Here is a 21,593-nt window from a genome sequence, read left to right as displayed (position 1 = left end):
GGAACCGGCCGCCCTAGTTCAGCAGCCTGTTCCCCCTCTCGCAGATTTCATAAATCTCGTCATATTTTTCCTCGATCAGAGGATTGATCTTCTCCGTCTCTCTGCGCACCCCGCTTCTGTACAGGAACCAGGGCGCCGCCCAGCCGAGAAATCCCGGAATGGCCAGGATGATGCACAAAATAATGCGGGGCGGGTCTGCCGTCACCGCAAAGGTGGATCCGGCCATGAACGCGGTCCCGATGACGCCCACAGTCAGAGCCATCACAGAGGGGCGGGAGGTCTTTGCCTTCTCCAGTCTCCCGATCTGTTCCGCGCAGGCCTCAAAATTGCGCTGGAGCCTGGTCAGCTCCGTCTTGTTGACGATCCTTCTGTCCCGCTTCAGGCGCAGCACCGTTTTCCCGTGTCCACCCCTACCTGCCCTCTCCGGGTATTTTTCCAGGGTTCCGGGCATGACATTCTCATCCGGCTCCCACCCGAAATTTTCATAGCTGTCTATGAGAAAGGAGACCTGCCCGGCATCAGCCAGCACCTCCTTGTACTCGTAGGCTGTAAATCCTCTTCTGCTCTCTCCTGTCAAAGCTCCGTCACCTCCACGTCTTTCTCATCCCCGGCTATCCTGTTCCCTGTTATCCTGTTTCTGTCTTCTCTCTCCTCTGTCCTGGGCAGCCTCACTGTAAATACGCTCCCCTCTCCCTCTTTGCTCTCCACCTGTATCTCTCCGTTCATGAGGATGAGGATCCTGCGCACAAGGGCCAGCCCCAGGCCATTCCCCTCTCTGGAGTGGGAGGTGTCCCCCTGATAAAATTTGTCAAAAATGTGCCGCAGGCTCTCCGGGGCCATGCCGCATCCTGTGTCGGCTACCGACACCTCCACATACCCTTTTACTGTTCTCTGCCGCACGGTCACCGTGCCTCCGGGCTCTGTAAATTTGCCCGCATTGGAGAGCAGATTGTTCCACACAAGCTCCAGCAGGCTCCTGTCTGCCTGCACAAAGGCCCTGTCCTCCATCTCTATCTCCAGCTCCAGATCCTTCTCGTCCCACAGCTCCTCATACTGGAGGATACACTCCTCCAGCTGGGCGCACAGGTCGCAGGTCTCCATCTCCGGGTCAATGCGCTGGTTCTCCAGCTTGTTCAGGCGGAGGATATTGCTGATCAGGTCTGACAGCCTGCCCGCCGCCGCCTCGATATTCCTGGCATATTCCTGTCTCTCTTCCGCCGTCCCATTTCCCGTCCGGAGAAGCTCCGCATAATTCTTGATGACGGCGATGGGGGTCTTCATCTCATGGGAGACATTGGACACAAAGTCTGTCTTCAGCGTCTCCACGCTCCCCAGCTCCTCCACCATCTTGTTGAAATCCAGGATCATCACATCCAGATAGTCCAGCCTGTCCGCCGTGTGCACTGTGGGCACATACACGGAAAAATCGCCCCCCGCCACCTGCCGTGTGGCCTTTGCCAGCCTGTGGAGGGGTGCCTCATACGTATCTTTGATTTTTTTTCTTGTAAACAGAGTCAGCCCCACAGCCACAGCGCCCCAGTAGAGCATGGGAACAGCTGTCTGGATGATCTCATTCCATCCCCTTTTATTCATCAGGACGAGGAGCCCCTCGTGAATTCCGGACATCAGAAAGAGCACGCCCAGATAAATGGCAAAAAGGGAAACCGGGAAAAGGCTGTCCTTTATGACGCGTCTGACCTCCCCGCCCTCCTGTCCTCTTATAGATTTCCCGTTCTCATTTCTCATTGCAGCACCGCCTTGTAGCCCAGGCCGCGCACAGTGACGATCTTAAATCCATCGCAGCCTGACAGCTTGTTCCGAAGCTTCGTCATATACACGTCCACAGCCCGGGGACTCGTGTCGCTGTCCACATCCCAGAACTCATCCATAAGCTGAGCCCTGGAAAATGTCTTCTTCGGATAGGAAAGAAGCTTGTAAATAATGTTGAACTCCCTGGTGGTAAGCGGGATCTCCTCCCCGTCCACCTCAGCGCTCATGCCGTCCGCGTCCAGTGTAAGGTTTCCCACTGTGATCCTTCTCTCCATCTCAATATTGGCCCTCCGAAGGAGCGCCCGCACCCGGAGCACCAGCTCGTCCAGGTCCACCGGCTTCACCATGTAGTCGTCTATCCCCAGCTGGAACCCTTTTTGCTTGGAGGGAAGATCGTCCCTGGCAGACATGAAGAGAATGGGGATCCTCTGGTTCACCTTTCTCACCGTCCTGGCGAACTCAAAGCCATCGATCCCCGGCATCATGATATCTGAGATGATGAGCTCATAGAGCTGACCATACATTTCTTCGTATGCATCCTCCGCGTTCAGGCACCCCTTCGCCTCAAAGCCGCTGTCTCTCAGATATGTGCAGACGATATGGTTCAGTCTCTCGTCATCCTCCACCACAAGAATGTGTATCATCGTCCTGTCCCTCCATTTCTTACGTGCTCTCAGTATGAATACAGTGTATTACTGAAATGTTTATATTTTGTTTCTGAATTATTAAAAAATCGGCGGTGGGCAGTTTTATGCCTTATAAACAGCCTTAGACATGTAATGAACTTCTTGCGCCATACCGTCCGGTGTGCTATAGTAAAGATGTAGAAAGGACAGCCGCCACAAAGTGGTTGACCTACATATGGTGTGATAGAATTACCACCCCTTTGGTCAAAGTTTCGGGGTGGTTTTTCTATGCTTTAAAACATTATCTGATAAACGTAAATACGAATGTCAGCAATGCGAGGATAAACATTCCAAAGGCCATGAGATCCTTAAAATCAAAATGTTTCTTGTCCATCAGCATCACCCCCATTCTATGTAGAATAGAGGTCAGCCACCCTGTAACACGGTTGTCCTTGTAGACATATTACCACAGACAGTAACTATCAGGCAGCCATATGTCTTCTTTTTATGTAATTTTCTCAATCGTCAGATACCTGCTTCTTGCCCCATTCCACCCGTTATGCTATAGTATAGACGTAAACGGGGCAGTCGCTATAAAGTGGTTGACCGGTAAGTTTAGTTGTAAAACCGCCCTTACTCGCCAAAGTACAAGGGCGGTTTTTCCATGCCTTAAAACATTATCTGATAAACGCAACTACGATCTTTACTTGATTTTCTCCGTCGCCAGATACGCTCCCAGTACCATGAGGACAAACGCAGCCGGGAAAAAGCCTCCCGGAAGCTCCCCGAAAATGAGGAAAGAGAACAGCACGCCGATAAACGGTGCTATCCCGTAGTAGGCGCTTGTCCTCGCCGCACCCAGACAGCGCTGGGCATATACATAGAAGAAAATGCTCAGCCCGTAGGACACAAATCCCAGCAGCAGGACAAGGGGGATATCAGAAAGCGCCGGGAAATGCTCCCCGGACAGGAGGGCGATCAGCAGTGCGCCCATGCCTGAACCCAGCCCCTTGACGACCACGATTTCCAGCGGGTCACTCCCGGACAGCATCCTGGTGCAGTTGTTTTCAAAGCCCCAGCAGACGCAGGCCGCAAGCACAAGGAGGGAGCCCGCTGAGAAGTCAAGACTGCTCATATCCTCAAAGGACAGCAGCATGCTGGACAGAGTGATCAAACCCACAGCCAGTCCCAGCCGGCGGCTGATTTTCTCCCTGAAGATAAAAAAGGCCACAACAGAGGTCGCAACAATCTCAAAATTATTGAGCAGGGAGGCGTTGGCCGACGTGGTCATGGTAAGGCCGAACATGAGAAAAACAGGCGCGGCAATATCCAGAGCGATCATCCCTGCCGTGTAGGGCAGGTCCCTTCTCGCAAGCCGCTTCTCCTCCCCTCCTCTGCCTGTCCCCCTGCGGGCAATCCCCAGAAGGAGCATGCCGGCCCCGGCCCCCAGATACAGAAGGCCCGCCATCATGGCCGGCTCCACGTCCTCAAGTAGCAGCTTGGCCACCGGGGCGTTGACTGCGTAGAGAGCTGCTGCCAGCACAGCCCAGAAAACAGAAAGACTTCCTCTTCCACTCTCTTTCACGCTCCCACCCCCTATTTGACAAACCGGTCGATAGCTTCCGAGAGGTCCTCCAGCACTTTCCTGTCCCCTGTCTCCACAGCATCCACAACGCAGTGGTCGATGTGGTCCTTTAGGATGATTTTTCCTACATTATTCACAGCAGACCTGACTGCCGCGATCTGGATCAGTATCTCAGAGCAGTCCCTCCCCTCCTCCACCATCTTTTTGACCGCTTCCATATGGCCTATGGCCCGGGAGAGACGGTCCAGGACCTTTTTCGTCTCCGTGTGGGTGTGAGTATGGATGTGGGTATGGATATTGGCATGTGTGTGAGTATCAGTATTCGCCTGTGTGTGGGATTGGTTCATGATATCAGCCTCCTTTTTATATCCCCCCATGGGGGATATAAAAAGGATAGCACAATTGAAAAAAGGATACAAGTGATATGGGAATTCTTATCGATGCGCAGGGCTATCTTGTCTCCTGCTCAAATACAGACACGACATACTCGGCAATCTCGCAGTCCTGCTCCTCTGTGCCGCCGCCTACGCCGATGCCTCCTGCAATCTTTCCGTCCACAAAGAGAGGGTATCCGCCGGACACAAGCGTGATCTTCGGATCATTGCTCTGGATGGCCATGAGGGAGGCTCCCTCCGCCGCGCATGCCGCCACATCCTTTGTCTTGCACTGTGTCACTGCCGCTGTGTAGGCCTTTCCCGGCACAAGGGTGATACTGAGGACCAGGGCCTCTCCATACCGGCGGTACACCCTCGGGAGCCCGCTCTCATCGCACACAGCAAAGCTGATGTCTATGCCCACCTCCCTGCTCTTTTCGCGGGCTGCCACGCACAGCTTATCGCACAATTCATCTGTTAAAATCATCTGTCATTCCTCCAATCTTCTGTTCTGATGATCATTTTAACAGTGAATATCTCGCTGCGCTTGCCCGTTTCTACAGAAAATTTGCCTGTTTCTTCGAAAGGATGTCCTCCTTTGGCGACGCGCCGAACATTTTCCGGTAATCTCTCGCAAACTGGGAAGAGCTCTCATAGCCCACTTCCATGGCCGCCTCCGTGGCGTTTTTGTTCTCGTCCATCATAAGCCTCCTGGCCTCCGTCAGCCGCAGCCTCTTCTGGCACTGGAAAGGCCCCATCCCCACGGCGCTCTTGAATTTCTGGTGAAAGAGGGACACGCTCATATTGTTCTGCTGGGCCAGCTCCTCCACTGTGAAGGATTTCCGGAAATTTTTCTTGATCCAGCTGTTCGCCTCGTATATCTCCCCAGCCTGGGAGATATTGATGACGCTGGTAAGGAACTGTTTCCCGCAGGACCCGCAGAGCATGTGGAAGATGAGCTCTCTTCGGATGTGGGCGGCCATGAAGGCAGTGGCGTCCTCCTCTGGAAATATCAGCACATGTCCGGCAAGGGGCGTGTCAATCTGGGATATGGAATACTGTCCCGCCTCGTAGTCCATGATGCCGGAGGACGTGTAGAGGCGCATGGACCCATCCGCCACAATGTAAAGATAGGAATTGTCTGTCCGTGGCATGGGTATCGTCTCCGATGCGACGCGGTATACCTTCATATAGGGGACTGAGGTCCTGTTCTCCCCCTCTTCCAGGGAAAGGCTCCGGAGCCCTTCCGCCAGATTTCCTTTGTACTTTGCTCTGTGCTTTGTCATGTCCTTCCTCCCCATATTCTTCCGCCCTCGCGGCGCTTTCTGTCTTTCTCTATCTTATCACAGGGACCTGAAAAACTGCAATCGCCCCGGTCCGCCTCGTATTCCGGTCTGCCTCCGTCCCAATCCGTCTCGATTTTCTTTACCAATGTGGCGCAGGCCGCAATACATGGTATAATGGTTTAATCTGATGAACCAAAGGAGGAACGAAACAATGATGACTGTCATGGAAGCAATCAGACAGCGCCACAGCGTGCGCCAGTACACAGATAAACCCCTGGGGGAGGATGTGACACGCCCTCTGGAGGAGGAGATTGCGGCCTGCAACAGGGAGAGCGGCCTCCACATCCAGCTTGTAACAAATGAGCCAAAGGCTTTTCAGGGATTTCTTGCCCACTACGGAAGCTTCAGAGGAGTGACCAGTTACCTGGCACTGGTGGGCAAAAAGGGCCCGGATCTGGAGGAGACCTGCGGGTACTACGGGGAGAGGCTTGTGCTGAAGGCCCAGCAGCTGGGGCTGAACACCTGCTGGGTCGCGCTCACGTACAGCAAAGTGTCCTCCGCCTTTACTGTGGCTGCCGGCGAAAAGCTGTGCGCCGTCATCGCCATCGGCTACGGAAAAACCCAGGGCGTTCCCCACAGGTCAAAGGCCATGGAAAAGGTGACAAAGACAGACGGCCCCGCGCCGGACTGGTTTACAGCCGGCGTCGAGGCCGCCCTTCTGGCACCCACAGCCATGAACCAACAGAAATTCCAGTTCACTCTGGCAGAAGACAAGGTATCCGTCAGAGCCGGCATGGGATTTTACACAAAAATAGATCTCGGCATTGTCAGGTACCACTTTGAGGCAGGCGCCGGGAAGGAGCACTTCACCTGGGCCTGATGCTCCGGGCCTGGTTCTCCGGGCCTTACGCCTACTGGTCAAACCGGATATGGAAAAGCCGGTACACCTCCAGGAGACTGCGGATATCCAGTATCTGACTCTCCCCTCTGTCCATCTGGCTGATCCGGATCAGATCCTCGTCCTCCAGCCTGAAGAAATCAATGTCAAAATTCTCCTCGATCCGCTCTGCGTGGACGGACTTGGGAATGGCGATAATATTGCTCTGGCGAAGCCATCTCAGGATTACCTGGGATGGCTTTTTCCTGTACTGCTGCCCTATGGCCTCCAGCGTCTCATTTGTAAAGATCCCGTCTCTCCCCTCCGCAAACGGGGCCCATGCCATGGGGGTGATGTCATAGTGGTACATGACCTCCCGCAGCTTTTTCTGCTGGCAGAAGGGGTGGAGCTCCACCTGGTCCACAGCGGGCACGACCTGGCTGTTCAGGATCAGATCCACCAGCCGGTCCGCCTCAAAATTGCAGACTCCAATGGCCCGGATCTTTCCTTTTTTGTACAGCTCCTCCATGGCCCTCCAGCTCCCGTAATAATCCCCGTAGGGCATGTGGATCAGGTACAGATCCAGATAATCTGTCTGCAGGTTCTCCAGCGTTTTTTCAAAGGAGCGCATAGTCTTTTCATATCCCGCATCCTGTATCCACACCTTGGATGTGAGGAATACGTCCTCTCTGGCTATGCCGCTCTCCTTCACAGCCTCGCCCACAGCCCTCTCATTTCCGTAGCAGGCGGCTGTGTCGATGAGGCGGTACCCTGTCCTAAGCGCTGTCAGGGCGCTCCTTTTGCACTCCTCCTCGTCTGTGATCTGGAACACTCCAAAGCCCAGCTGGGGCACATTCACATGGTTGTTCAATGTGAGCACTTTCATCTTTCTTCTTTTCCCTCCATTTTTTCCTCTATTGTGAGCGTCGCCCGGATGTTTCCCTTTCCCAGAACATCCCTCAGCTCCTTTTCAGACAAATTCTGCACTTTCCCAAGACGCGTGAAATTCCATGTGTTCGGCGCATAGTAGATGACCAAAAGATTTCCCTCTGACAGGATCACATCTCCGGCCTCCGTCGTGATATGCTCATCATTTGCGGGAAGCTGCGCTCCCAGACTTCCGAACTTTTCCATGTGGGCAAAGTCCTTCATTTCCAGCGTCAGCGGGCCGTCCCGCAGCAGCTCCTCCACGGCTCTGGCGGAGCTGTTCTCACATAGCTTCACCTGTATGTCGGTTCCGTTTACTTCTATATTCATGTTCATGCCCGTCTTCTCCTTCTTCTATGATCTGTCCGCCGTCCCGTCAGGCACATTCCCGCGAGGCAGCGCATTCCTGCTCGATCCGTCCCATGGCGCTGTCGTCATCCCGGATCACTTCCCCGACAGAGGGAACCTGTATAATTCCGGCCTTCGGGTTCTTGATACTGAGGACCGGCGTGGTGATCCTGGCCTCCACTTCAGATTTCTCAAAGCACAGATCCGTGTCCACCATTTCACAGTCCACCAGCTTCAGCCCCTGACAGTAGCAAAGCGGCTGCGTGCCAATGATGCGGCAGTTCTCGAATGTCACGCCTTTGGAATACCAGCCCAGATACTCTCCTTTTACCGTGCTGTTTCTGACAACTACGTTTTCCGCGTGCCAGAAAGCGTCCTTTGTGTCAAATGTACAGTGGTCAAAGACTGCGTTTTTGATGTACTGGAAGGAGTATTTGCCTGTCAGCTCCACATCGGTAAAGGTCAGATTTTCAGAGCGCATCATAAAATACTCGCTGGAGGCCTTTGTGTTCTCCATCCGGATATTTTTCACGGACCATCCAAACTCCGGAGAAATAATATCTGAATTCCTGATCACTATATCGCTGCACTCCCGGAGCGCCTTGATGCCGTGCAGCTTTGTGTCCGCGATCTCCACATGGTCCGAATACCACAGAGCCGCCCGGCATTTGTCCGTCATCTCGGACTCCGTGATCCTAAGGCCATGGTCATGCCAGAATGGATAGCGCAGGTTAAAGTAACAGCTCTCCACCTCAATATCCGATGACTCCTTACAGGCGCTTTCCCCATCTGCCGGGCCGTCAAACGAACAGTGGCTGATCGTGATCCCATGGCTTCCATAAAGGGCCCTCTCCTCATCAAAGGTTTTATCCTCTATAAAAGTTCTGTTTTCTTTCATTACAGCGACACTTCCTTTCTGTTTTCTGTTTTTATTATATAAAGCAGGCTCAATAATTACAAACAGTTGATAATCATACATTTCCATCGTTTACAGGAATGGTAAAAAGAGCTATACTGGATGGAAGAAAACATGCGGATCAGCAAAAAAGGAGAATGCTATTATGATTGAAACGAGGCTTCTGTACTATTTTCTCGCCATCGCCAGGGAAGGGAGCATTACAGCCGCTGCCAATGCCCTCTTTGTGACCCAGTCCACTCTGTCCAGACAGATGATGGAGCTGGAAGAGCAACTTGGGAAACAGCTCTTTATCAGAGGAAAACGCAAAATCACTCTGACAGAGGACGGTATCTTCTTCCGGGACAGGGCCAGAGAAATTCTGGAGCTTTTGGAAAATACTGAGACAGCCATGCGCGCGGACGCGGAAAGCCTGTGCGGCGACATCTGTATCGGATGCGGTGAGACTGTGGCCATGGACACACTGGCCGGCTTTCTTGAAAATTTCCACAGGAAGCATCCGGATGTCAAAATACATACCTTCAGCGGCGATGCCGATGCCGTCCTGGACCGCATCGACAAGGGGCTCTGCGACATGGGTCTTCTGCTTGGGCCGGTCCGCCAGGAAAAATACGAATATCTGAACATACACCAGAAGGACATCTACGGTCTTCTTATGCCGGCGGACTGCGATCTGGCGTCCCAGGAGGCTGTCAATATCGATCAGCTGAAGACCCTGCCCATGATCCTCTCCGACCAGACCTTTTCCGGGCATCAGGATCTGGACTGGTTTGGTTCTGATTACTCTGTCTTCCACGTCGTTGCGACCTACAACCTGATCTACAACGCAACCTTCCTGGTAGAGCACGGCATCGGCTACGCCCTCTGCCTGGACCGGCTGGTAAATACAAAAGGGCGGAATCTCACCTTCCGCCCTATCACTCCGGAGCTGTCCGTTGATCTGTATATCGTCACGAAAAAGTACCAGACGCTCTCGCCGGCGGCGGGGGCCTTTTACCGGTACTTAAAGGAGCAGGTCATCTGTTAGGCAGCGCATCCACCTACAGTCCCCGTCCCAGCTCATAGGCCATCTTCGGGTAGGGACTGTGCTTTGTCATGGACGGACTTCCGCAGCCTCTGCCCAGCACCATGCCGCAGTCTTCAAAGTCCAGATACCGCACCAGTGTCTGGTAGTGGCTCTCCAGCGCGTCAAAGGTCCAGCCGTCGCTGTTCCAGGCCACGGTCAGAAGGGCGGACTTCATGTGCTTTCTCGTAATGCTGCTGTTGTAGGCGCAGAACCTGTCCACCACGATCTTGAGCTGGGCAGACATGCCATAGTAGTAGAGGGGCGTGGCAAAGACCACCATGTCCGCCTCCAGCATGGCTGCCCGCACCTTCTGGTTGTCGTCCTTCTGCACGCAGGGCCCCTCGTACCCGCAGGCCACACAGCCCGTACAGGGATGGATGGTAAGATCTGTCAGGTCAAACCTGCGGACCTCATGCCCCGCCTCCTTTGCTCCTCTTGTAAATTCCTCTGTCAGGATATTTGTTGAGCCCTTTTTGTTGGGGCTCCCCTGTAAAATGACGATCTTCATGTCTGTTCTCCTCCGTTTCTGGCTGCCGCTTCCGGCTGCTGCTTCCAACTACAGCTTCTGGCTGCCGGTGGACCAGACGTGATCCTCCTTCGCCTGCTCCGCTGTGTTCTGTGCCATGACTCCCACCAGCCTGTGGGGCACGTAGGGCTCCTCCAGATAGTCTCTCTCCTCTTTTGTCAGGCAGATCCTGGTGGCGTTTTCCATGCCCTCCACATGGGACAGCTTCGTGGCTCCCACCACCGGGGCTGTGACCTTGGTCAGCAGCCAGGCCAGGGAGATTTCCGTCATGGACACGCCTCGTTTGTCTGCGAGCTCAGCCACCCGGGCGATGATCTCACTGTCCTGGGCTGCCGTGCCGTCATATTTCAGCTTTGCGTGGCTGTCCTCCTCCAGCCGCTTCGAGGTCTCTCCCGGCCGCTTGGAGAGACGGCCTCCCGCCAGGGCGCTGTAGGGCGTCATGGCGATGCTGTCCTCCCGGCAGAGCTTTGCCATCTCCCGCTCCTCCTCCCGGAAGATCAGGTTGTAGTGGCCCTGTACGGAGACAAATTTGGCAAATCCCTCCCGTTCTGCCAGGGCGTTTGCCTTGGCCAGCTGGTAGGCATAGCAGTTGGAAATACCGATATATCTGGCCTTGCCCTCCTTCACCACATTGTTCAGCCCCTCCATGATATCGTAGAGAGAGCTCTCATAGTCCCACATGTGGTAGATGTACAGATCCACATAGTCCATGCCCAGATTTTCCAGGCTCTTGTCTATCATCTTCTCAATATGGGCCTGGGGTGTGACGCCGGCCTCCACCTCCTGGGGCGTGCGGGGCAGGAACTTGGTGGCCACCACCACCTCATCCCTCTTCGCGAAATCCTTCAGCGCCCGGCCCAGGTACTGCTCGCTGGTGCCGCTCTGGTAGGCGATGGCCGTGTCATAGAAATTGATGCCCGCCTCCAGACCTTTTTTGATGATCTCTCTTGTGTGCTCCTCATCGATGGTCCAGGAGTGCTGCCCCTTTCCGGCGTCTCCAAAGCCCATGCACCCCATGCAGATGCGGGAGATATTCAAATCAGAGTTTCCCAATCTTGTATACTGCATTTTCATCCCTCCATTGACTTTACTTACATTCTGACATAGTGTCAGCGCAGATGCAAATACTTGTTATGAATACAGCTTCATAGCCGGAAGGCATGAAAACGCGCCAAATCCCATTTTAAGCTTCAAACAATCCCCCTGACGATCGTACGGATCCTGTTCATACTCATACTTTCCTTTTACTGAGCTGTTTTGTATATGCTGCCATCTCACGGGCCACATAGAAAGCCACGATCACCTCTGTGGCAGGCATGGCAAACCAGATCGCATTTCCGCCGAGCACAGCAGGAAGCAGATAAATGAGAACGCCGCTTATGACGAGCCCTCTGGCCACCGACGCGATGAAGGCCGCCCTCGGCTTCATCAGAGCCTGGAAATAGTATGTGGAAAAGATGTTCAGCGGCAGGAGCAAAAAGGAGAGACCGTAGCACCGGAAGATGGAAGGCGCGATCCCAAGTACCTCCGCCGTGGGCGTCATGAAGAACCGGATAAACACATTGGGCAGCAGCATCGACAGAGCCGTCCAGAACAGGCTGAAAAAGGCCACTGTCCCCAGGGCGTATTTCAGCGTCTCCCGTATCCTTTCTCCCTTTCCCGCTCCAAAGTTGGTGGATATGATAGGCTGCGAGGCCTGTCCCACGCTGTAAGCGCAGCACTGCACAAAGGTGCTGATATTTACAATGACACCGTACACCGCCAGAGCGTTTGTGCCAAACCAGACCATGATCTGGCGGTTGAAAAGGATGGTCAGTATGCCCATGGCCACATCGATGAAGAAGGTGGGAAATCCGGTCACCGCGATTTTCTTTAATTTACAGAGAAGCCTCTCCGGACGCGCCAGCCGTAGGGTGTTCTTCTTCCTACAGAAGTGTGACAGCATGGCCAGGAAACTGATGGCAGAGCCGATGGCTGTGGCAAGCCCCGCGCCGTAGGCTCCCATATCGCAGGTGAACACAAAGAAGTAATCCCCGAAGATATTGAAGATACCACCTGCCAGCACAGCCCCTGTGGCCAGCGCCGGATTTTTGTCGTTTCTTAAGTAGGCGGCCAGCATCTGGTTAAAGAGGAAAAACGGGATGGCTGCCTTGATCGGCCGCACATATCCCCTGGCCAGCGTCAGCGTCTGATCCCGGGCCCCAAAGAAGACCAGGAGCTGCCTGTCAAAACAGATGATGGCAGCCCAGAGAATCAGCGCCAGAATGACAGAGCCGATCACAGAGGCCGTAAAATACTCGTTTGATGTCCGCATATCCCTGCCCGCTTTTCCCCGGATAGTGCTGAAAAGGACGGATCCCCGATCCCCATCAGAAGTCCGAAGCTGTAGATAATGTTCCAGACCGGTGCCACCACTGCCAGGGCGGCTGACCCCTCCGGGCCGTGATACTGCCCTACCATGGCCATATCCACGATAGAGTAGATAGACGTGATCAGCGCGCTCCCGAAGGCGGCTGACAGATACTTGAAATAAATGGTCTTGATCTTCCCGCTCAGAAAATCCATTTTCTCATCCTCCTGCCGTAAAAAATGTACCTCTCCCCGAAAGAGCCCCACCGGAAAAGCCGGGATACAGTCCGCAAAGAAAAACCGGATAAGGGACAAGCGTAAGGCTCGTCTCTTATCCGGTCCATCATTTCCGCCCAATGACTTTCCCTCCGAGGAACGGGCATTCAGCCCGCCTCTTATCCGGCTGTCCGCATGATCCTGTGCTCCTGCGGTCAGCCCTCCGAGAACTGTAGGTTAGTGTATCACAGGGGATTTTGTTTGTCAAACAGGGCCGGGCCTTTGCCTTTTGTCACCCTTTTAATATCCCAGCCCATCCAGCCAGGAGCGTATCTCCTCCCGGGCATCCATGGCGCCTGATGCGCTGATGGCGAGTCCCTCCTTAACGTCCGCATCTGGCTGGAGCTCCTCGATCCGGCTGACGGTATCGGAAAATCCGCTCCCCCCTGATGTGACAAAGGGAATGACCGCCTTCCCTGACAGGTCATACTCCTCCAGGAAGCTGTACACAGCCATAGGCATATCCCCCCACCAGTTGGGGTACCCCAGAAAGACCGTGCCATAGTCCTCCAGGTTCTCGATGTGGGTCTCCAGCTGGGGACGAGCGTCCTCCCGCTGTTCCTCCTGCCCCTGATCTACCGTATCGTCGTAGCTGTCGGGATATTTTTCTACGGTCCGGATGGAGAAAAGCTCCCCTCCCGTCTCCTCCCCTATCATGTGCGCCACTGCCCCGGTGTTGCCGGTCACTTCCCCGTTCCAGCTCTGGATGCTGGCGCTGGCTGAAGCATCGATCCCCTCCGGCAGGTCCGCGTTCTCCGCGTAGGTAAAGTAAGCCACCAGAGTACCGCCCGCCCCGCTGTCCCGGGCCTCTTCATTTTGCGTCTCTGCTGTCTGCGTCTCTTCCCCGGCGCTCTCCTGCGCCGTCTCCTCCCCGCCGCAGGCGCTCACAGACATAGCTGTCACGCACGCCAGCAGCAGCGCTGCTATTCTTCTCTTCATATCGCTGTTTTCCTCCTTTTGCGAAACAATTTACAAAGTAAAAAAGCAGGTACAGCCCGCCGGAAATAGCTTTCCTTTGTCTGTACCCACATTATAATTGAGCAAAGTTCCTATGTCCAATACCTGATATCTTTGGATCATTCATGCTTTTTAGGCATGATTTTCTTTATAGCTTACAGGCTTTCTACCCAGGTCTTCAGCTCGCCCACAGAATGGCTTCCGTTCAGAAGACGGCCCTCCTTAAGCACTGCGCCCGGGCAACTGGGAGCCAGGGACTTCACGGTCTTTCCAAATCCGCTTCCGCCGGAGGTGGCAAAGAGGATGATCTCTTTTCCGCTGAAATCATAGCTCTCCAGGAATGTATTGATGATCGTGGGAGCTACATACCACCAGATAGGGAAGCCCAGGAAAATCCTGTCGTGGGACGCAATATCCGCATCCTTGTCCGCAAGCTCCGGCCTGGAGGACGGGTCCTGCATCTCAATCGTACTCCTGGATTTCTTGTCCATCCAGTTCAGATCCGCCGAAGTGTAGGGCACAGCCGGTTTTATCTCATAGAGATCCGCCCCCGCAGCCTGTGCAAGCCTCTCCGCTGTCCTTTTGGTTGTCCCGCTGGCTGAAAAATACGCTACAAGTGTCTTGCTCATATGATCGCTCTCCTTTTAAAAGCACGTGTTCTCTTTTTACAGTCCTATTATAGAAAAATCCCCTTTCGATGTCCAATACTTAGTTTTTATCCCCTCCCATGCCCTTTGGGCATAATGTATTGACCGCCCTGACCCCCTGCCCCCTGCCGCCTCGCCTCCCACGCCTCCACACATTCTCCTCACTCCCCTGTTTACATCCGTCCCCAACTTGGCTATACTGAAACAATACAGGCGTCCGCCGCTTCGGCGGACAAAAAAGGAGGGCAGCGCACCGTGACACGCGAGGAAGCCTGCCGCATCCTGGGAGTCTCCCCGGGAGCGGCGCCGGACCAGATCAAAAAGAAATACCGCCAGCTCATGCACCGGCTCCACCCGGACGCAGGGCCCTCTGAAGAAGACCTGCATCTGGCCTGGCAGGTCAACGCCGCCTACGCCCTTCTCAAGGGGACCGGGCCCGGAGGCCGCTCCTCCCAGGCCGGGCCGGAGGCCGCATCAGGCGTCTTCCGCCGCAGGGATGCCCATCACAGTCCACACCGAAGCTCTGCCCGGCGCAGCGCCTGGGACGCCCCGGTCAACCGGCACGCCTATCGGGAGCGGGACATCCTGTGCCTCGCTGAGGACAGCGGCGGGGAGGTGATCGGCACCTTCACCGCCGCCAGGGGACGGTACTTCTGGACCACGGAGGAGGACTTTCCCCTCTTTCTGCGCAGCATCTACCTGTGCGGGAAGGAGCTGCTGGACGAGGTCAACGCCTCCCTGGGGAGAGCCTCCTCCCCCTCCTGCCGCAGCCGGTTCCATGCGGACCTCACCTATCTTCTGGCCCAGCAGTACATAGACGCCACCTCCCTCCTTAAGGAGCTGGCAGTCAAAACCACCTCTGACCGGGAGGGGCAGGACATTTACTATTTCCCCGCCATGCTGGAGACAAAGGGCCAGGAAGGTTCCGGCCTCCCAGGCTCCCTGCCGGCGGAGGCGCCCCTCTTCCCGGCAGGTGTGAGGGACCACCGCCTTTTCCTGAAGGACAGCGCCGGGCAGGAGGCAGGATACCTCTCCTTCTCGGACGACCGGCTGTACTATGTCCTGGTTCCTCTCTTTGAGCAGAGGCGGGTCCTGGTCCGTCTCCGCGCGGCCGGGGAAGGCGAAAGCGCTTCCCTGGCAGTCGGGAAAGGAGCCGCCGCCAGGAAGAAAAGAGGCGCCGGATACCGGCGCCTCCACCTGTGGCTGAAGTTCAAAAAAGAAGAAGACAGAAGCCGGCTGCCTGAAAGCCTGAGCCTTCAGATCAGCCAGCTCCTGGAACACTACAGGGCTTCCCTCTCCTGACCGGGGCGGGAGGCCTTGTCCATCTCGTACACCGTGTCCGCCAGGTTCATGGTGGATTTCCTGTGGGACACAAGCACCACGGTCCGGTCCTTCCGCTCCTCCTTCAGAGACTTCAGGATGATCCCCTCGTTGAGAGAGTCCAGGTTGCTGGTGGGCTCGTCCAGGAGAAGGAAGGGGGCATCGTGGAGAAAGGCCCTGGCAATGCCGATCCGCTGCCTCTCTCCCCCTGAGAGGGTGTCGCCCAGCTCTCCCACCTCCGTCTCATAGCCCTTTGGCAGGGACAGGATGAAGTCGTGTACAGAGGCCTTTTTCGCCGCCTCCACGATCTCCTCCATGGACGCCCCGGGCTTTCCCACGGCGATATTGGCGGCGATGGAGTCGTGGAAGAGGCTCGTCTCCTGTGTCACATAGGACTCCATCCCCCGCAGGTCCGCCGTGTTGATCTCTCGCACATCCTTTCCGGAAATGAGGATTTTCCCCTCCCGGACGTCAAAGAAGCGCATCAAAAGCTTCAGGAAGGTGGACTTTCCGGAGCCGCTGGCCCCGTGGATGCCAATCACCTTTCCCCCTGGTATCTCCACAGAATAATCCCGCAGGATCTCCTCCTCCCCGTATCCGAAGCTGACCTTCTCGGCCTGAGCTCCCTCAAAATCTGTGTGCTCCCTTCCGCATACCTCCTCTACCTGGGGCTTCTCCTCCAGGATGGACAGGACCCGCTCGCCTGCTGCCAGCGTCTGGTTCAGGTTGTTGGACAGGTTGGAGAGAGCTGTCACCGGGCCAAAGGAGCCCATCATGGCAATGGAGGCGATGACCATGCCCACCAGATCCGCCTCCCCGGCCTGCTTCATGGTGATCATGAGAAGGAGCATGGCAAGAGAAAAGAGCAGGATGACCAGGTTGGTGACAGACCTCTGGGCTGCCTCCAGGCGGTTCAGCTTTTTCTGCAGAGCGCCCAGGCTGTCTGACCGCTCCTGCATCTGCCTTCTTCTCCTCTCCCCCTGGCCGTACTGGATGGTCTCGTCCAGCCCCCGCAGGGAGTCCAGGATAAAGCTGTTCAGGTCACCGAAGGCGCCGCGAAATTCCATGCCGGCCCCGCCGCCTCTTTTGCCGAACACAAGGGGGAGCACAGCCCCCACCGCGATGTAGCCTGCCAGCGCCAGCATCGCCCCCGCCGGGGAGAACTGCCCGATGAACAGCGCCATCACAAGGGAGGTGGCTATGGCGATGGCTATGGGGGAGATGGTGTGGGCGTAAAACACCTCCAAAAGCTCAATGTCCGATGTGATGACCGAGATCAGATTGCCCTTGTCCCGCCCCTCCAGCCTGGCCGGGCAGAGCCTTCTCAGGGCGGCAAACACCTTGTGCCTGATGATGGCCAGCAGCTTAAAGGCAATAAAATGGTTGCAGTACTGCTCCCCGTAGTGGAGCAAGCCCCTGGCCACTGCCAGGACGATGAGAAGGACAAACAGTGTCCCCGGCTCCGCCCCCAGGAGAAGCCCCGCCGTCCCCGGGTTCAGCTCCATGCCCGCGGCCGCCAGCAGGATGTGCAGCAGCCCGAAGCCCGCCAGGATGGTGAGAAAGATGGCGCACAGATATCCCAGCGTGCCCAGAAGGATCGCCAGGAGCATGACCGGCAGAAGCGGGGTCACCAGGCCCACAAGGCGTCCCATGATCCTGATGCCGCTGCGCCGCACGGGGGTGTTTCTCACCTCACCGCTGCCCGGCTGCACGCTGTTTACTTTTCCGGTTTCCAGGCTCATACTGCCGCCTCCTTTCCGTACTGTTCTTTTCCATACTGCTCCAGCTCCATCTGGGTCCTGTACAGCTTCTCATACTGTCCCCTCCTCTCCAGGAGCTGCCGGTGGGTGCCGGACTCCGCCACCCTGCCGTCCTGCATCATGTAGATCCGGTCGGAACCGGTCACATTTGCCAGCCGGTGGGAGATGAGGATGACCGTCTTCTGCCCTGCCAGGCGGCGGATCACATCCATGATCATCTCCTCGCTCTCCGCGTCAATGTTGGAGGTGGCCTCGTCAAAGATGTACACCGGCGTGTCGTGGAGCAGGGCCCTTGCCAGGGCCAGTCTCTGGCACTGGCCGCCGGAGAAGTTGCTGCCCTTTTCAAGGACAGGGGTCTGCAGCCCCTGCTGCCCTGCCAGGAAATCCCACAGGTTGGCCTTTCTCAGGGCCTCCTCCATCTCCCCCGGCCCGGCGTCCGGCGCTCCCATCCGCAGATTGTCCTCCACTGTGCCTTTAAAGAGCCAGCTGTTATGGCTCACCATGGTGATCTGTTCCATCAGGCTTTCCTCCCGGATATGGGACAGCTCCTTTCCCTGTATCCTCACGCTGCCCCCATAGCCTCTGTTCCTCCCCATGAGGATGCCGGCCGCCGTGCTCTTGCCGCAGCCCGAGGCCCCCACGATGGAGGTAAAGCTCCCTGCCGGGAACTCCATGGACACCTGGTCCAGTATCTGCCTGTCCTCCCCGTAGGAGAAGCACACGTTCTCAAATGCCAGGTCCGTCTCTCCGCCTGCCAGGATTTCCTCTCCCTTCTCAGGCTCCGGCAGATCCAGCAGGGCAAAGATCCGGTCGCTGGCCGCCATGCCGTTCATGGCGATGTGGAAGAAGGAGCCAAGAAGGCGCAGGGGAATGAAGAACTCGGAGGCCAGAAGAATGAGCATCAGCGCTCCGTGAAGGCTCACCCTTCCCCCCGCCAGCTCCCACAGGGTGACGATCATGCCCACCGCCGCCCCTCCGTAGGCGATGATATCCATGACGCTGGTGGAATTGAGCTGCATGGTCAGCACCTTCATGGTGACCCGCCGGAATTTCTGGGACTCCGCGTCCATCTCCCGGGCCTTCTCCTCATCCGCCTGATAAATCTTCAGGGTAGTCAGGCCCTGGAGATTTTCCAGGAAGCTGTCCCCCAGCTCTGTGTAAATGCCCCAGTATTTTGCCAGCAGACGCTTGGCGAACTTCTGCACCGCCACAATGGAGATGGGGATGAGAGGCACGCAGACAAGGAGCACCAGGCTGGCTCTCCAGCTCACAAAGGAGAGGACGGCAAACAGAGTCACCGGCGCCAGGAGGCTGTAGAAAAGCTGGGCCAGATATCTGCCGAAATAGGTCTCCAGCTGCTCCACTCCCTCCGCCGCCATCTGCACCACCTCCGACGTGGCTGTCTTCTCCCGGTAGGAGGCTCCCAGCCGGAGGAGCTTTTCATAGATTTTGTCCCGCAGGATCCGCTTCACATCCACACTGGCCCGGTAGGAGGCAAAGGAGGCCTGCCTGTCACAGACAAACCGCAGGGCAATGGCGCCCAGTGCCAGACCGCCCCATGTAAGGGCCGAGGAGCCGGTCACCTGCCAGAAAATTGCCTCCTCCAGCAGCATGGACACGCTGCAGATGACCAGGATCTGGCAGAGGAGGGAGAGCCACTGCCATAGCACCTGAAAGTAAATGTATTTCTTTGCCTGGGACAGAAGTCCCAGAAGTCTTTTCTTAATCATAGGCCTGCTCCTGCCCCTTTCTGTCTTCTCTGGGGATGGTCTTCACCCGGAAGAAGAAATAAATGACATGGCACACCCAGACAATGGCCAGACAGATCCTGCCCACGGGCACATTTCTCATCAGGATAAACCCAATGGCCATGACCACAGTCACGGTCCCCACAATGGAGCATTTCGTCTGCATGGTCATGCCCTTTCCCCTGACAAAGCTGTCCAGGTGCTTCCTGTACAGACCGGTTCCCAGGAACCAGTCGTGGAGCCTCCTGGAGCTCTTCGCAAAGCAGAACACAGTGGCCAGATAAAAGGGGACTGTTGGCAGGATAGGCAGCACAATGCCCACTGTCCCCAGTCCCAGACAGATAAATCCCGCGATGATCCACAGGAAACGAATCGGATTTTTGTTGTTCATATAGCTTTCTCCTGTCTCTTTCGCTCACCGCCCTCAGACGGTGAGCACAAATTTCTTTCCTTCTACATTTGTCACGCCCAGGGAGATGCCGTACAGCTCCCGGATGCACTCCGGCGTGATGATCTCCTCCGGCGCGCCCCAGGCGGCCACCCGTCCGTCCTTCAGCCCGATGATGCGGTCCGAATAGTGGATGGCCTGGTTGATGTCGTGGAGGACCATGATGATGGTGATGCCGTACTCCCGGTTCAGCCTCCGGACCAGCTCCAGGATCTCAATCTGGTAGCGGATGTCCAGGTAGGTGGTGGGCTCGTCCAGGAAGAGGATCTTCGTGCTCTGGACCAGCGCCATGGCGATCCACACCCGCTGTCTCTGGCCCCCGGAGAGCCTTCCCACCTCCCGATACCTGTATTGTTCCACGTTCGTCACTTCCATGGCCCACCGTATCTTCTCCTCGTCCTCCTGGCTGCGGGCCTGCATCATTTTCATGTGAGGGGTTCTGCCAAAGGACACCAGCCGCTCCACTGTGATGTCATCGGCGGAGGTGTTGTACTGGTGCACGATGGAAACCTTCCTGGCAAACTCCTTCAGCGCCAGGTTCTGGATATTCCTCCCCCCAAGGAAGATATTTCCCTTCCTGGGGCAGAGGTTTTTTGTCATCAGGTTGAAAAGGGTGGATTTCCCGCACCCGTTGGCCCCCATGATGGTGGTTATTTCTCCCTCCTGGATGGTAAAGGAGGCGTCTCTTAGCACTTTGTTCTTCCCGTAGGAAAAATACAGCCCTCTCACCTCCATAGCCGGCTTCTTCTTGTCCTCACGCTGCATATTTCTTTGACCTCCTAAGCAAAATGATAAAGAACGGGCCGCCGATCACGCTCATGATGATGGAGGCCGACACCTCGTAGGGCGCCGCCACGGTCCTTCCGATGGTGTCCGCCAGAAGGAAGGTAAAGGCACCCGCCAGCATGGAAAAGGGCACCAGGGCCCGGTGGTCGCTGCCCACCAGGATGCGCCCCATATGGGGCACGATGAGCCCTAGGAAGCTGACGGCTCCCGCCACTGCCGTGGAAATGCTGGCAAGGAGCACTGCCACCAGGGAGATCAGGATGCGCATCAGGTTGACATTGACTCCCAGCCCCCTGGCCGTCTTGTCCTCCAGAGTCATGAGATTGCACATTTTGGAAAACAGCACTGCCAGCACCAGCCCCACGATGACGTAGGGCAGAAGGGTCTGCACATCCTCCCAGGTCTTCTGGGTGATGTTCCCCTCCACGATGGAGGCCACCCCGGAGGAGTTGCCCCCTGTCATGGAGTTCAGGGCGTCCGAGAGCCCCGAGAACATAGCGCTCACCGCCACGCCTGTAAGGATGATGCGAAGAGGGCTTAAGCCCCCCTTCCAGGACAGGCTGTACACAAGGAAGAAGGCCAGCACGCCTCCCCCAAAGGCAAAGAGAGGGGTAAAGAAATAGAGGGCCGGGAGAAAGGCCGTGACCAGCACCGCCATAAAGCTGGCCCCGCTGGAAATGCCGATGATGCCCGGGTCTGCCAGGGGATTTTTCAGCACTGCCTGGAAGAGGACGCCCGCCACCGCCACCGCCGCCCCCGCAAAGAGGGAGATGACGATCCTGGGAAAGCGCAGGTCATAGATGGCCGCCACGTTCTCGATGCGCTCCACAAAGAGCCCTCTTATCAGCTCCCCAAAGGACACCTGCAGGCTCCCGATATTGATGGAGGCGAATACCAGCGCCGCCAGGAGGACTCCCAGGATGATAAAGGAGAGGGCCGCCCTGGCTGTCTTCTTCTTTTTCCGGCTCTGGTCCATCCTCCGGTACTGTCAGTTTTTCTTC

Annotated in this window: 24 protein-coding genes; 3 read left to right on the top strand and 21 right to left on the bottom strand. The window is 56.2% G+C overall.

The genetic code is table 11. From position 1 onward, the window contains the following. Positions 1–13 precede the first annotated feature (13 nt). The 7 genes from NI21_RS0104365 to NI21_RS16010 all read right to left on the bottom strand — a co-directional run bounded on the left by NI21_RS0104365 (position 14) and on the right by NI21_RS16010 (position 5,641). A complete protein-coding gene (locus NI21_RS0104365; RefSeq protein ID WP_033125011.1) occupies positions 14–577 on the bottom strand; it encodes a hypothetical protein in 564 nt (187 codons plus the stop codon). Then, a complete protein-coding gene (locus tag NI21_RS0104360) occupies positions 574–1,746 on the bottom strand; it encodes a HAMP domain-containing sensor histidine kinase (RefSeq protein WP_052083917.1) in 1,173 nt (390 codons plus the stop codon). Before NI21_RS0104360 ends, NI21_RS0104365 begins: the two co-directional genes overlap by 4 nt. After that, on the bottom strand, positions 1,743–2,414 hold the full coding sequence (locus NI21_RS0104355) for a response regulator transcription factor (protein WP_033125010.1): 672 nt from the start codon (positions 2,412–2,414) through the stop codon (positions 1,743–1,745). The genes NI21_RS0104360 and NI21_RS0104355 overlap by 4 nt, the downstream gene beginning before the upstream one ends. A 685-nt stretch (positions 2,415–3,099) precedes the next feature. Beyond that, positions 3,100–3,981 carry a DMT family transporter gene (locus NI21_RS0104350; protein WP_033125009.1) on the bottom strand — a complete coding sequence of 294 codons (882 nt, stop codon included), beginning with the start codon at positions 3,979–3,981 and terminating at the stop codon, positions 3,100–3,102. 11 nt (positions 3,982–3,992) lie between these two features. After that, a complete protein-coding gene (locus NI21_RS0104345) occupies positions 3,993–4,328 on the bottom strand; it encodes a metal-sensing transcriptional repressor (protein WP_052083916.1) in 336 nt (111 codons plus the stop codon). 103 nt (positions 4,329–4,431) lie between these two features. Next, positions 4,432–4,842, bottom strand: a complete 411-nt coding sequence (locus NI21_RS0104340; protein ID WP_052083915.1) for a heme-binding protein — start codon at positions 4,840–4,842, stop codon at positions 4,432–4,434. A 70-nt stretch (positions 4,843–4,912) separates the two neighbouring features. After that, positions 4,913–5,641 carry an AraC family transcriptional regulator gene (locus NI21_RS16010; protein WP_052083914.1) on the bottom strand — a complete coding sequence of 243 codons (729 nt, stop codon included), beginning with the start codon at positions 5,639–5,641 and terminating at the stop codon, positions 4,913–4,915. A 211-nt stretch (positions 5,642–5,852) separates the two neighbouring features. Between NI21_RS16010 and NI21_RS0104330 the strand changes: the two genes are divergently transcribed. Further along, on the top strand, positions 5,853–6,521 hold the full coding sequence (locus tag NI21_RS0104330) for a nitroreductase family protein (protein WP_369792769.1): 669 nt from the start codon (positions 5,853–5,855) through the stop codon (positions 6,519–6,521). A 31-nt stretch (positions 6,522–6,552) separates the two neighbouring features. Here NI21_RS0104330 and NI21_RS0104325 read toward each other — a convergent pair whose 3' ends face one another. From NI21_RS0104325 to NI21_RS0104315, 3 genes are read right to left on the bottom strand one after another with little or no spacing between them, the layout of a single operon-like run. Beyond that, complete coding sequence (locus NI21_RS0104325) at positions 6,553–7,404, bottom strand: aldo/keto reductase (RefSeq protein ID WP_033125008.1); 852 nt, start codon at positions 7,402–7,404, stop codon at positions 6,553–6,555. Beyond that, positions 7,401–7,781, bottom strand: coding sequence for a cyclophilin-like fold protein (locus tag NI21_RS0104320; protein WP_033125007.1), 381 nt, complete (start codon positions 7,779–7,781; stop codon positions 7,401–7,403). Before NI21_RS0104320 ends, NI21_RS0104325 begins: the two co-directional genes overlap by 4 nt. 40 nt (positions 7,782–7,821) lie before the next feature. Further along, the gene (locus NI21_RS0104315) at positions 7,822–8,691 is read right to left on the bottom strand and encodes a DUF3737 family protein (protein ID WP_033125006.1); all 870 of its coding nucleotides are present in this window, start codon (positions 8,689–8,691) and stop codon (positions 7,822–7,824) included. Positions 8,692–8,854: 163 nt separating this feature from the next. Here NI21_RS0104315 and NI21_RS0104310 point away from each other — a divergent pair, with 163 nt between their 5' ends. After that, positions 8,855–9,736, top strand: coding sequence for a LysR family transcriptional regulator (locus NI21_RS0104310; RefSeq protein WP_052083913.1), 882 nt, complete (start codon positions 8,855–8,857; stop codon positions 9,734–9,736). Between the two features lie 13 nt (positions 9,737–9,749). On the opposite strand, the gene NI21_RS0104305 is transcribed toward NI21_RS0104310, so the two are convergent. The 6 genes from NI21_RS0104305 to NI21_RS0104285 form a co-directional block, all read right to left on the bottom strand. Beyond that, positions 9,750–10,283 carry a flavodoxin family protein gene (locus tag NI21_RS0104305; protein ID WP_033125005.1) on the bottom strand — a complete coding sequence of 178 codons (534 nt, stop codon included), beginning with the start codon at positions 10,281–10,283 and terminating at the stop codon, positions 9,750–9,752. 48 nt (positions 10,284–10,331) lie between these two features. Continuing rightward, positions 10,332–11,369, bottom strand: a complete 1,038-nt coding sequence (locus NI21_RS0104300) for an aldo/keto reductase (protein WP_033125004.1) — start codon at positions 11,367–11,369, stop codon at positions 10,332–10,334. 163 nt (positions 11,370–11,532) lie between these two features. Further along, positions 11,533–12,615, bottom strand: coding sequence for an MATE family efflux transporter (locus NI21_RS17160; protein ID WP_369792768.1), 1,083 nt, complete (start codon positions 12,613–12,615; stop codon positions 11,533–11,535). Further along, entirely contained in the window at positions 12,579–12,866 is a 288-nt protein-coding gene (locus NI21_RS17225) for an MATE family efflux transporter (RefSeq protein ID WP_347562520.1), read from the bottom strand. The genes NI21_RS17160 and NI21_RS17225 overlap by 37 nt, the downstream gene beginning before the upstream one ends. Before the next feature lie 300 nt (positions 12,867–13,166). Next, entirely contained in the window at positions 13,167–13,865 is a 699-nt protein-coding gene (locus NI21_RS0104290; protein ID WP_033125003.1) for a flavodoxin, read from the bottom strand. A gap of 173 nt (positions 13,866–14,038) precedes the next feature. Beyond that, positions 14,039–14,512: a flavodoxin gene (locus NI21_RS0104285; protein WP_033125002.1), complete on the bottom strand. Its 474-nt coding sequence runs from the start codon at positions 14,510–14,512 to the stop codon at positions 14,039–14,041. A 273-nt stretch (positions 14,513–14,785) separates the two neighbouring features. Here NI21_RS0104285 and NI21_RS0104280 point away from each other — a divergent pair, with 273 nt between their 5' ends. Next, entirely contained in the window at positions 14,786–15,832 is a 1,047-nt protein-coding gene (locus NI21_RS0104280) for a DnaJ domain-containing protein (protein WP_033125001.1), read from the top strand. On the opposite strand, the gene NI21_RS0104275 is transcribed toward NI21_RS0104280, so the two are convergent. From NI21_RS0104275 to NI21_RS0104255, 5 genes are read right to left on the bottom strand one after another with little or no spacing between them, the layout of a single operon-like run. Continuing rightward, complete coding sequence (locus tag NI21_RS0104275) at positions 15,811–17,592, bottom strand: ABC transporter ATP-binding protein (RefSeq protein WP_081957965.1); 1,782 nt, start codon at positions 17,590–17,592, stop codon at positions 15,811–15,813. The two genes, NI21_RS0104280 and NI21_RS0104275, sit on opposite strands and share 22 nt — an antisense overlap. Continuing rightward, a complete protein-coding gene (locus NI21_RS0104270) occupies positions 17,589–19,340 on the bottom strand; it encodes an ABC transporter ATP-binding protein/permease (protein WP_033125000.1) in 1,752 nt (583 codons plus the stop codon). The genes NI21_RS0104275 and NI21_RS0104270 overlap by 4 nt, the downstream gene beginning before the upstream one ends. After that, positions 19,333–19,749, bottom strand: coding sequence for a YbaN family protein (locus NI21_RS0104265; protein ID WP_033124999.1), 417 nt, complete (start codon positions 19,747–19,749; stop codon positions 19,333–19,335). The genes NI21_RS0104270 and NI21_RS0104265 overlap by 8 nt, the downstream gene beginning before the upstream one ends. 33 nt (positions 19,750–19,782) lie before the next feature. Then, on the bottom strand, positions 19,783–20,571 hold the full coding sequence (locus NI21_RS0104260; RefSeq protein ID WP_033124998.1) for an ABC transporter ATP-binding protein: 789 nt from the start codon (positions 20,569–20,571) through the stop codon (positions 19,783–19,785). Beyond that, positions 20,561–21,568: an iron ABC transporter permease gene (locus NI21_RS0104255; protein ID WP_033124997.1), complete on the bottom strand. Its 1,008-nt coding sequence runs from the start codon at positions 21,566–21,568 to the stop codon at positions 20,561–20,563. The genes NI21_RS0104260 and NI21_RS0104255 overlap by 11 nt, the downstream gene beginning before the upstream one ends. Between the last annotated feature and the right edge of the window lie 25 nt (positions 21,569–21,593).

It is taken from the genome of Eubacterium sp. ER2, assembly GCF_000765215.1.
Classification (GTDB): Bacteria; Bacillota; Clostridia; order Lachnospirales; family Lachnospiraceae; genus Claveliimonas; species Claveliimonas intestinigallinarum.
This window is presented reverse-complemented; position numbering and strand designations above follow the sequence as displayed.

What these genes read in the sequence shown, in the direction of transcription:
- NI21_RS0104355 (WP_033125010.1), bottom strand. Translation starts at nt 2,414, where the DNA reads ATGATACACATTCTTGTGGTGGAGGATGACGAGAGACTGAACCATATC.
- NI21_RS17160 (WP_369792768.1), bottom strand. Translation starts at nt 12,615, where the DNA reads ATGCGGACATCAAACGAGTATTTTACGGCCTCTGTGATCGGCTCTGTC.
- NI21_RS16010 (WP_052083914.1), bottom strand. Translation starts at nt 5,641, where the DNA reads ATGACAAAGCACAGAGCAAAGTACAAAGGAAATCTGGCGGAAGGGCTC.
- NI21_RS0104315 (WP_033125006.1), bottom strand. Translation starts at nt 8,691, where the DNA reads ATGAAAGAAAACAGAACTTTTATAGAGGATAAAACCTTTGATGAGGAG.
- NI21_RS0104290 (WP_033125003.1), bottom strand. Translation starts at nt 13,865, where the DNA reads ATGAAGAGAAGAATAGCAGCGCTGCTGCTGGCGTGCGTGACAGCTATG.
- NI21_RS0104305 (WP_033125005.1), bottom strand. Translation starts at nt 10,283, where the DNA reads ATGAAGATCGTCATTTTACAGGGGAGCCCCAACAAAAAGGGCTCAACA.
- NI21_RS0104255 (WP_033124997.1), bottom strand. Translation starts at nt 21,568, where the DNA reads ATGGACCAGAGCCGGAAAAAGAAGAAGACAGCCAGGGCGGCCCTCTCC.
- NI21_RS0104310 (WP_052083913.1), top strand. Translation starts at nt 8,855, where the DNA reads ATGATTGAAACGAGGCTTCTGTACTATTTTCTCGCCATCGCCAGGGAA.
- NI21_RS17225 (WP_347562520.1), bottom strand. Translation starts at nt 12,866, where the DNA reads ATGGATTTTCTGAGCGGGAAGATCAAGACCATTTATTTCAAGTATCTG.
- NI21_RS0104325 (WP_033125008.1), bottom strand. Translation starts at nt 7,404, where the DNA reads ATGAAAGTGCTCACATTGAACAACCATGTGAATGTGCCCCAGCTGGGC.
- NI21_RS0104340 (WP_052083915.1), bottom strand. Translation starts at nt 4,842, where the DNA reads ATGATTTTAACAGATGAATTGTGCGATAAGCTGTGCGTGGCAGCCCGC.
- NI21_RS0104300 (WP_033125004.1), bottom strand. Translation starts at nt 11,369, where the DNA reads ATGCAGTATACAAGATTGGGAAACTCTGATTTGAATATCTCCCGCATC.
- NI21_RS0104345 (WP_052083916.1), bottom strand. Translation starts at nt 4,328, where the DNA reads ATGAACCAATCCCACACACAGGCGAATACTGATACTCACACACATGCC.
- NI21_RS0104320 (WP_033125007.1), bottom strand. Translation starts at nt 7,781, where the DNA reads ATGAACATGAATATAGAAGTAAACGGAACCGACATACAGGTGAAGCTA.
- NI21_RS0104270 (WP_033125000.1), bottom strand. Translation starts at nt 19,340, where the DNA reads ATGATTAAGAAAAGACTTCTGGGACTTCTGTCCCAGGCAAAGAAATAC.
- NI21_RS0104265 (WP_033124999.1), bottom strand. Translation starts at nt 19,749, where the DNA reads ATGAACAACAAAAATCCGATTCGTTTCCTGTGGATCATCGCGGGATTT.
- NI21_RS0104360 (WP_052083917.1), bottom strand. Translation starts at nt 1,746, where the DNA reads ATGAGAAATGAGAACGGGAAATCTATAAGAGGACAGGAGGGCGGGGAG.
- NI21_RS0104285 (WP_033125002.1), bottom strand. Translation starts at nt 14,512, where the DNA reads ATGAGCAAGACACTTGTAGCGTATTTTTCAGCCAGCGGGACAACCAAA.
- NI21_RS0104330 (WP_369792769.1), top strand. Translation starts at nt 5,853, where the DNA reads ATGATGACTGTCATGGAAGCAATCAGACAGCGCCACAGCGTGCGCCAG.
- NI21_RS0104260 (WP_033124998.1), bottom strand. Translation starts at nt 20,571, where the DNA reads ATGCAGCGTGAGGACAAGAAGAAGCCGGCTATGGAGGTGAGAGGGCTG.
- NI21_RS0104275 (WP_081957965.1), bottom strand. Translation starts at nt 17,592, where the DNA reads ATGAGCCTGGAAACCGGAAAAGTAAACAGCGTGCAGCCGGGCAGCGGT.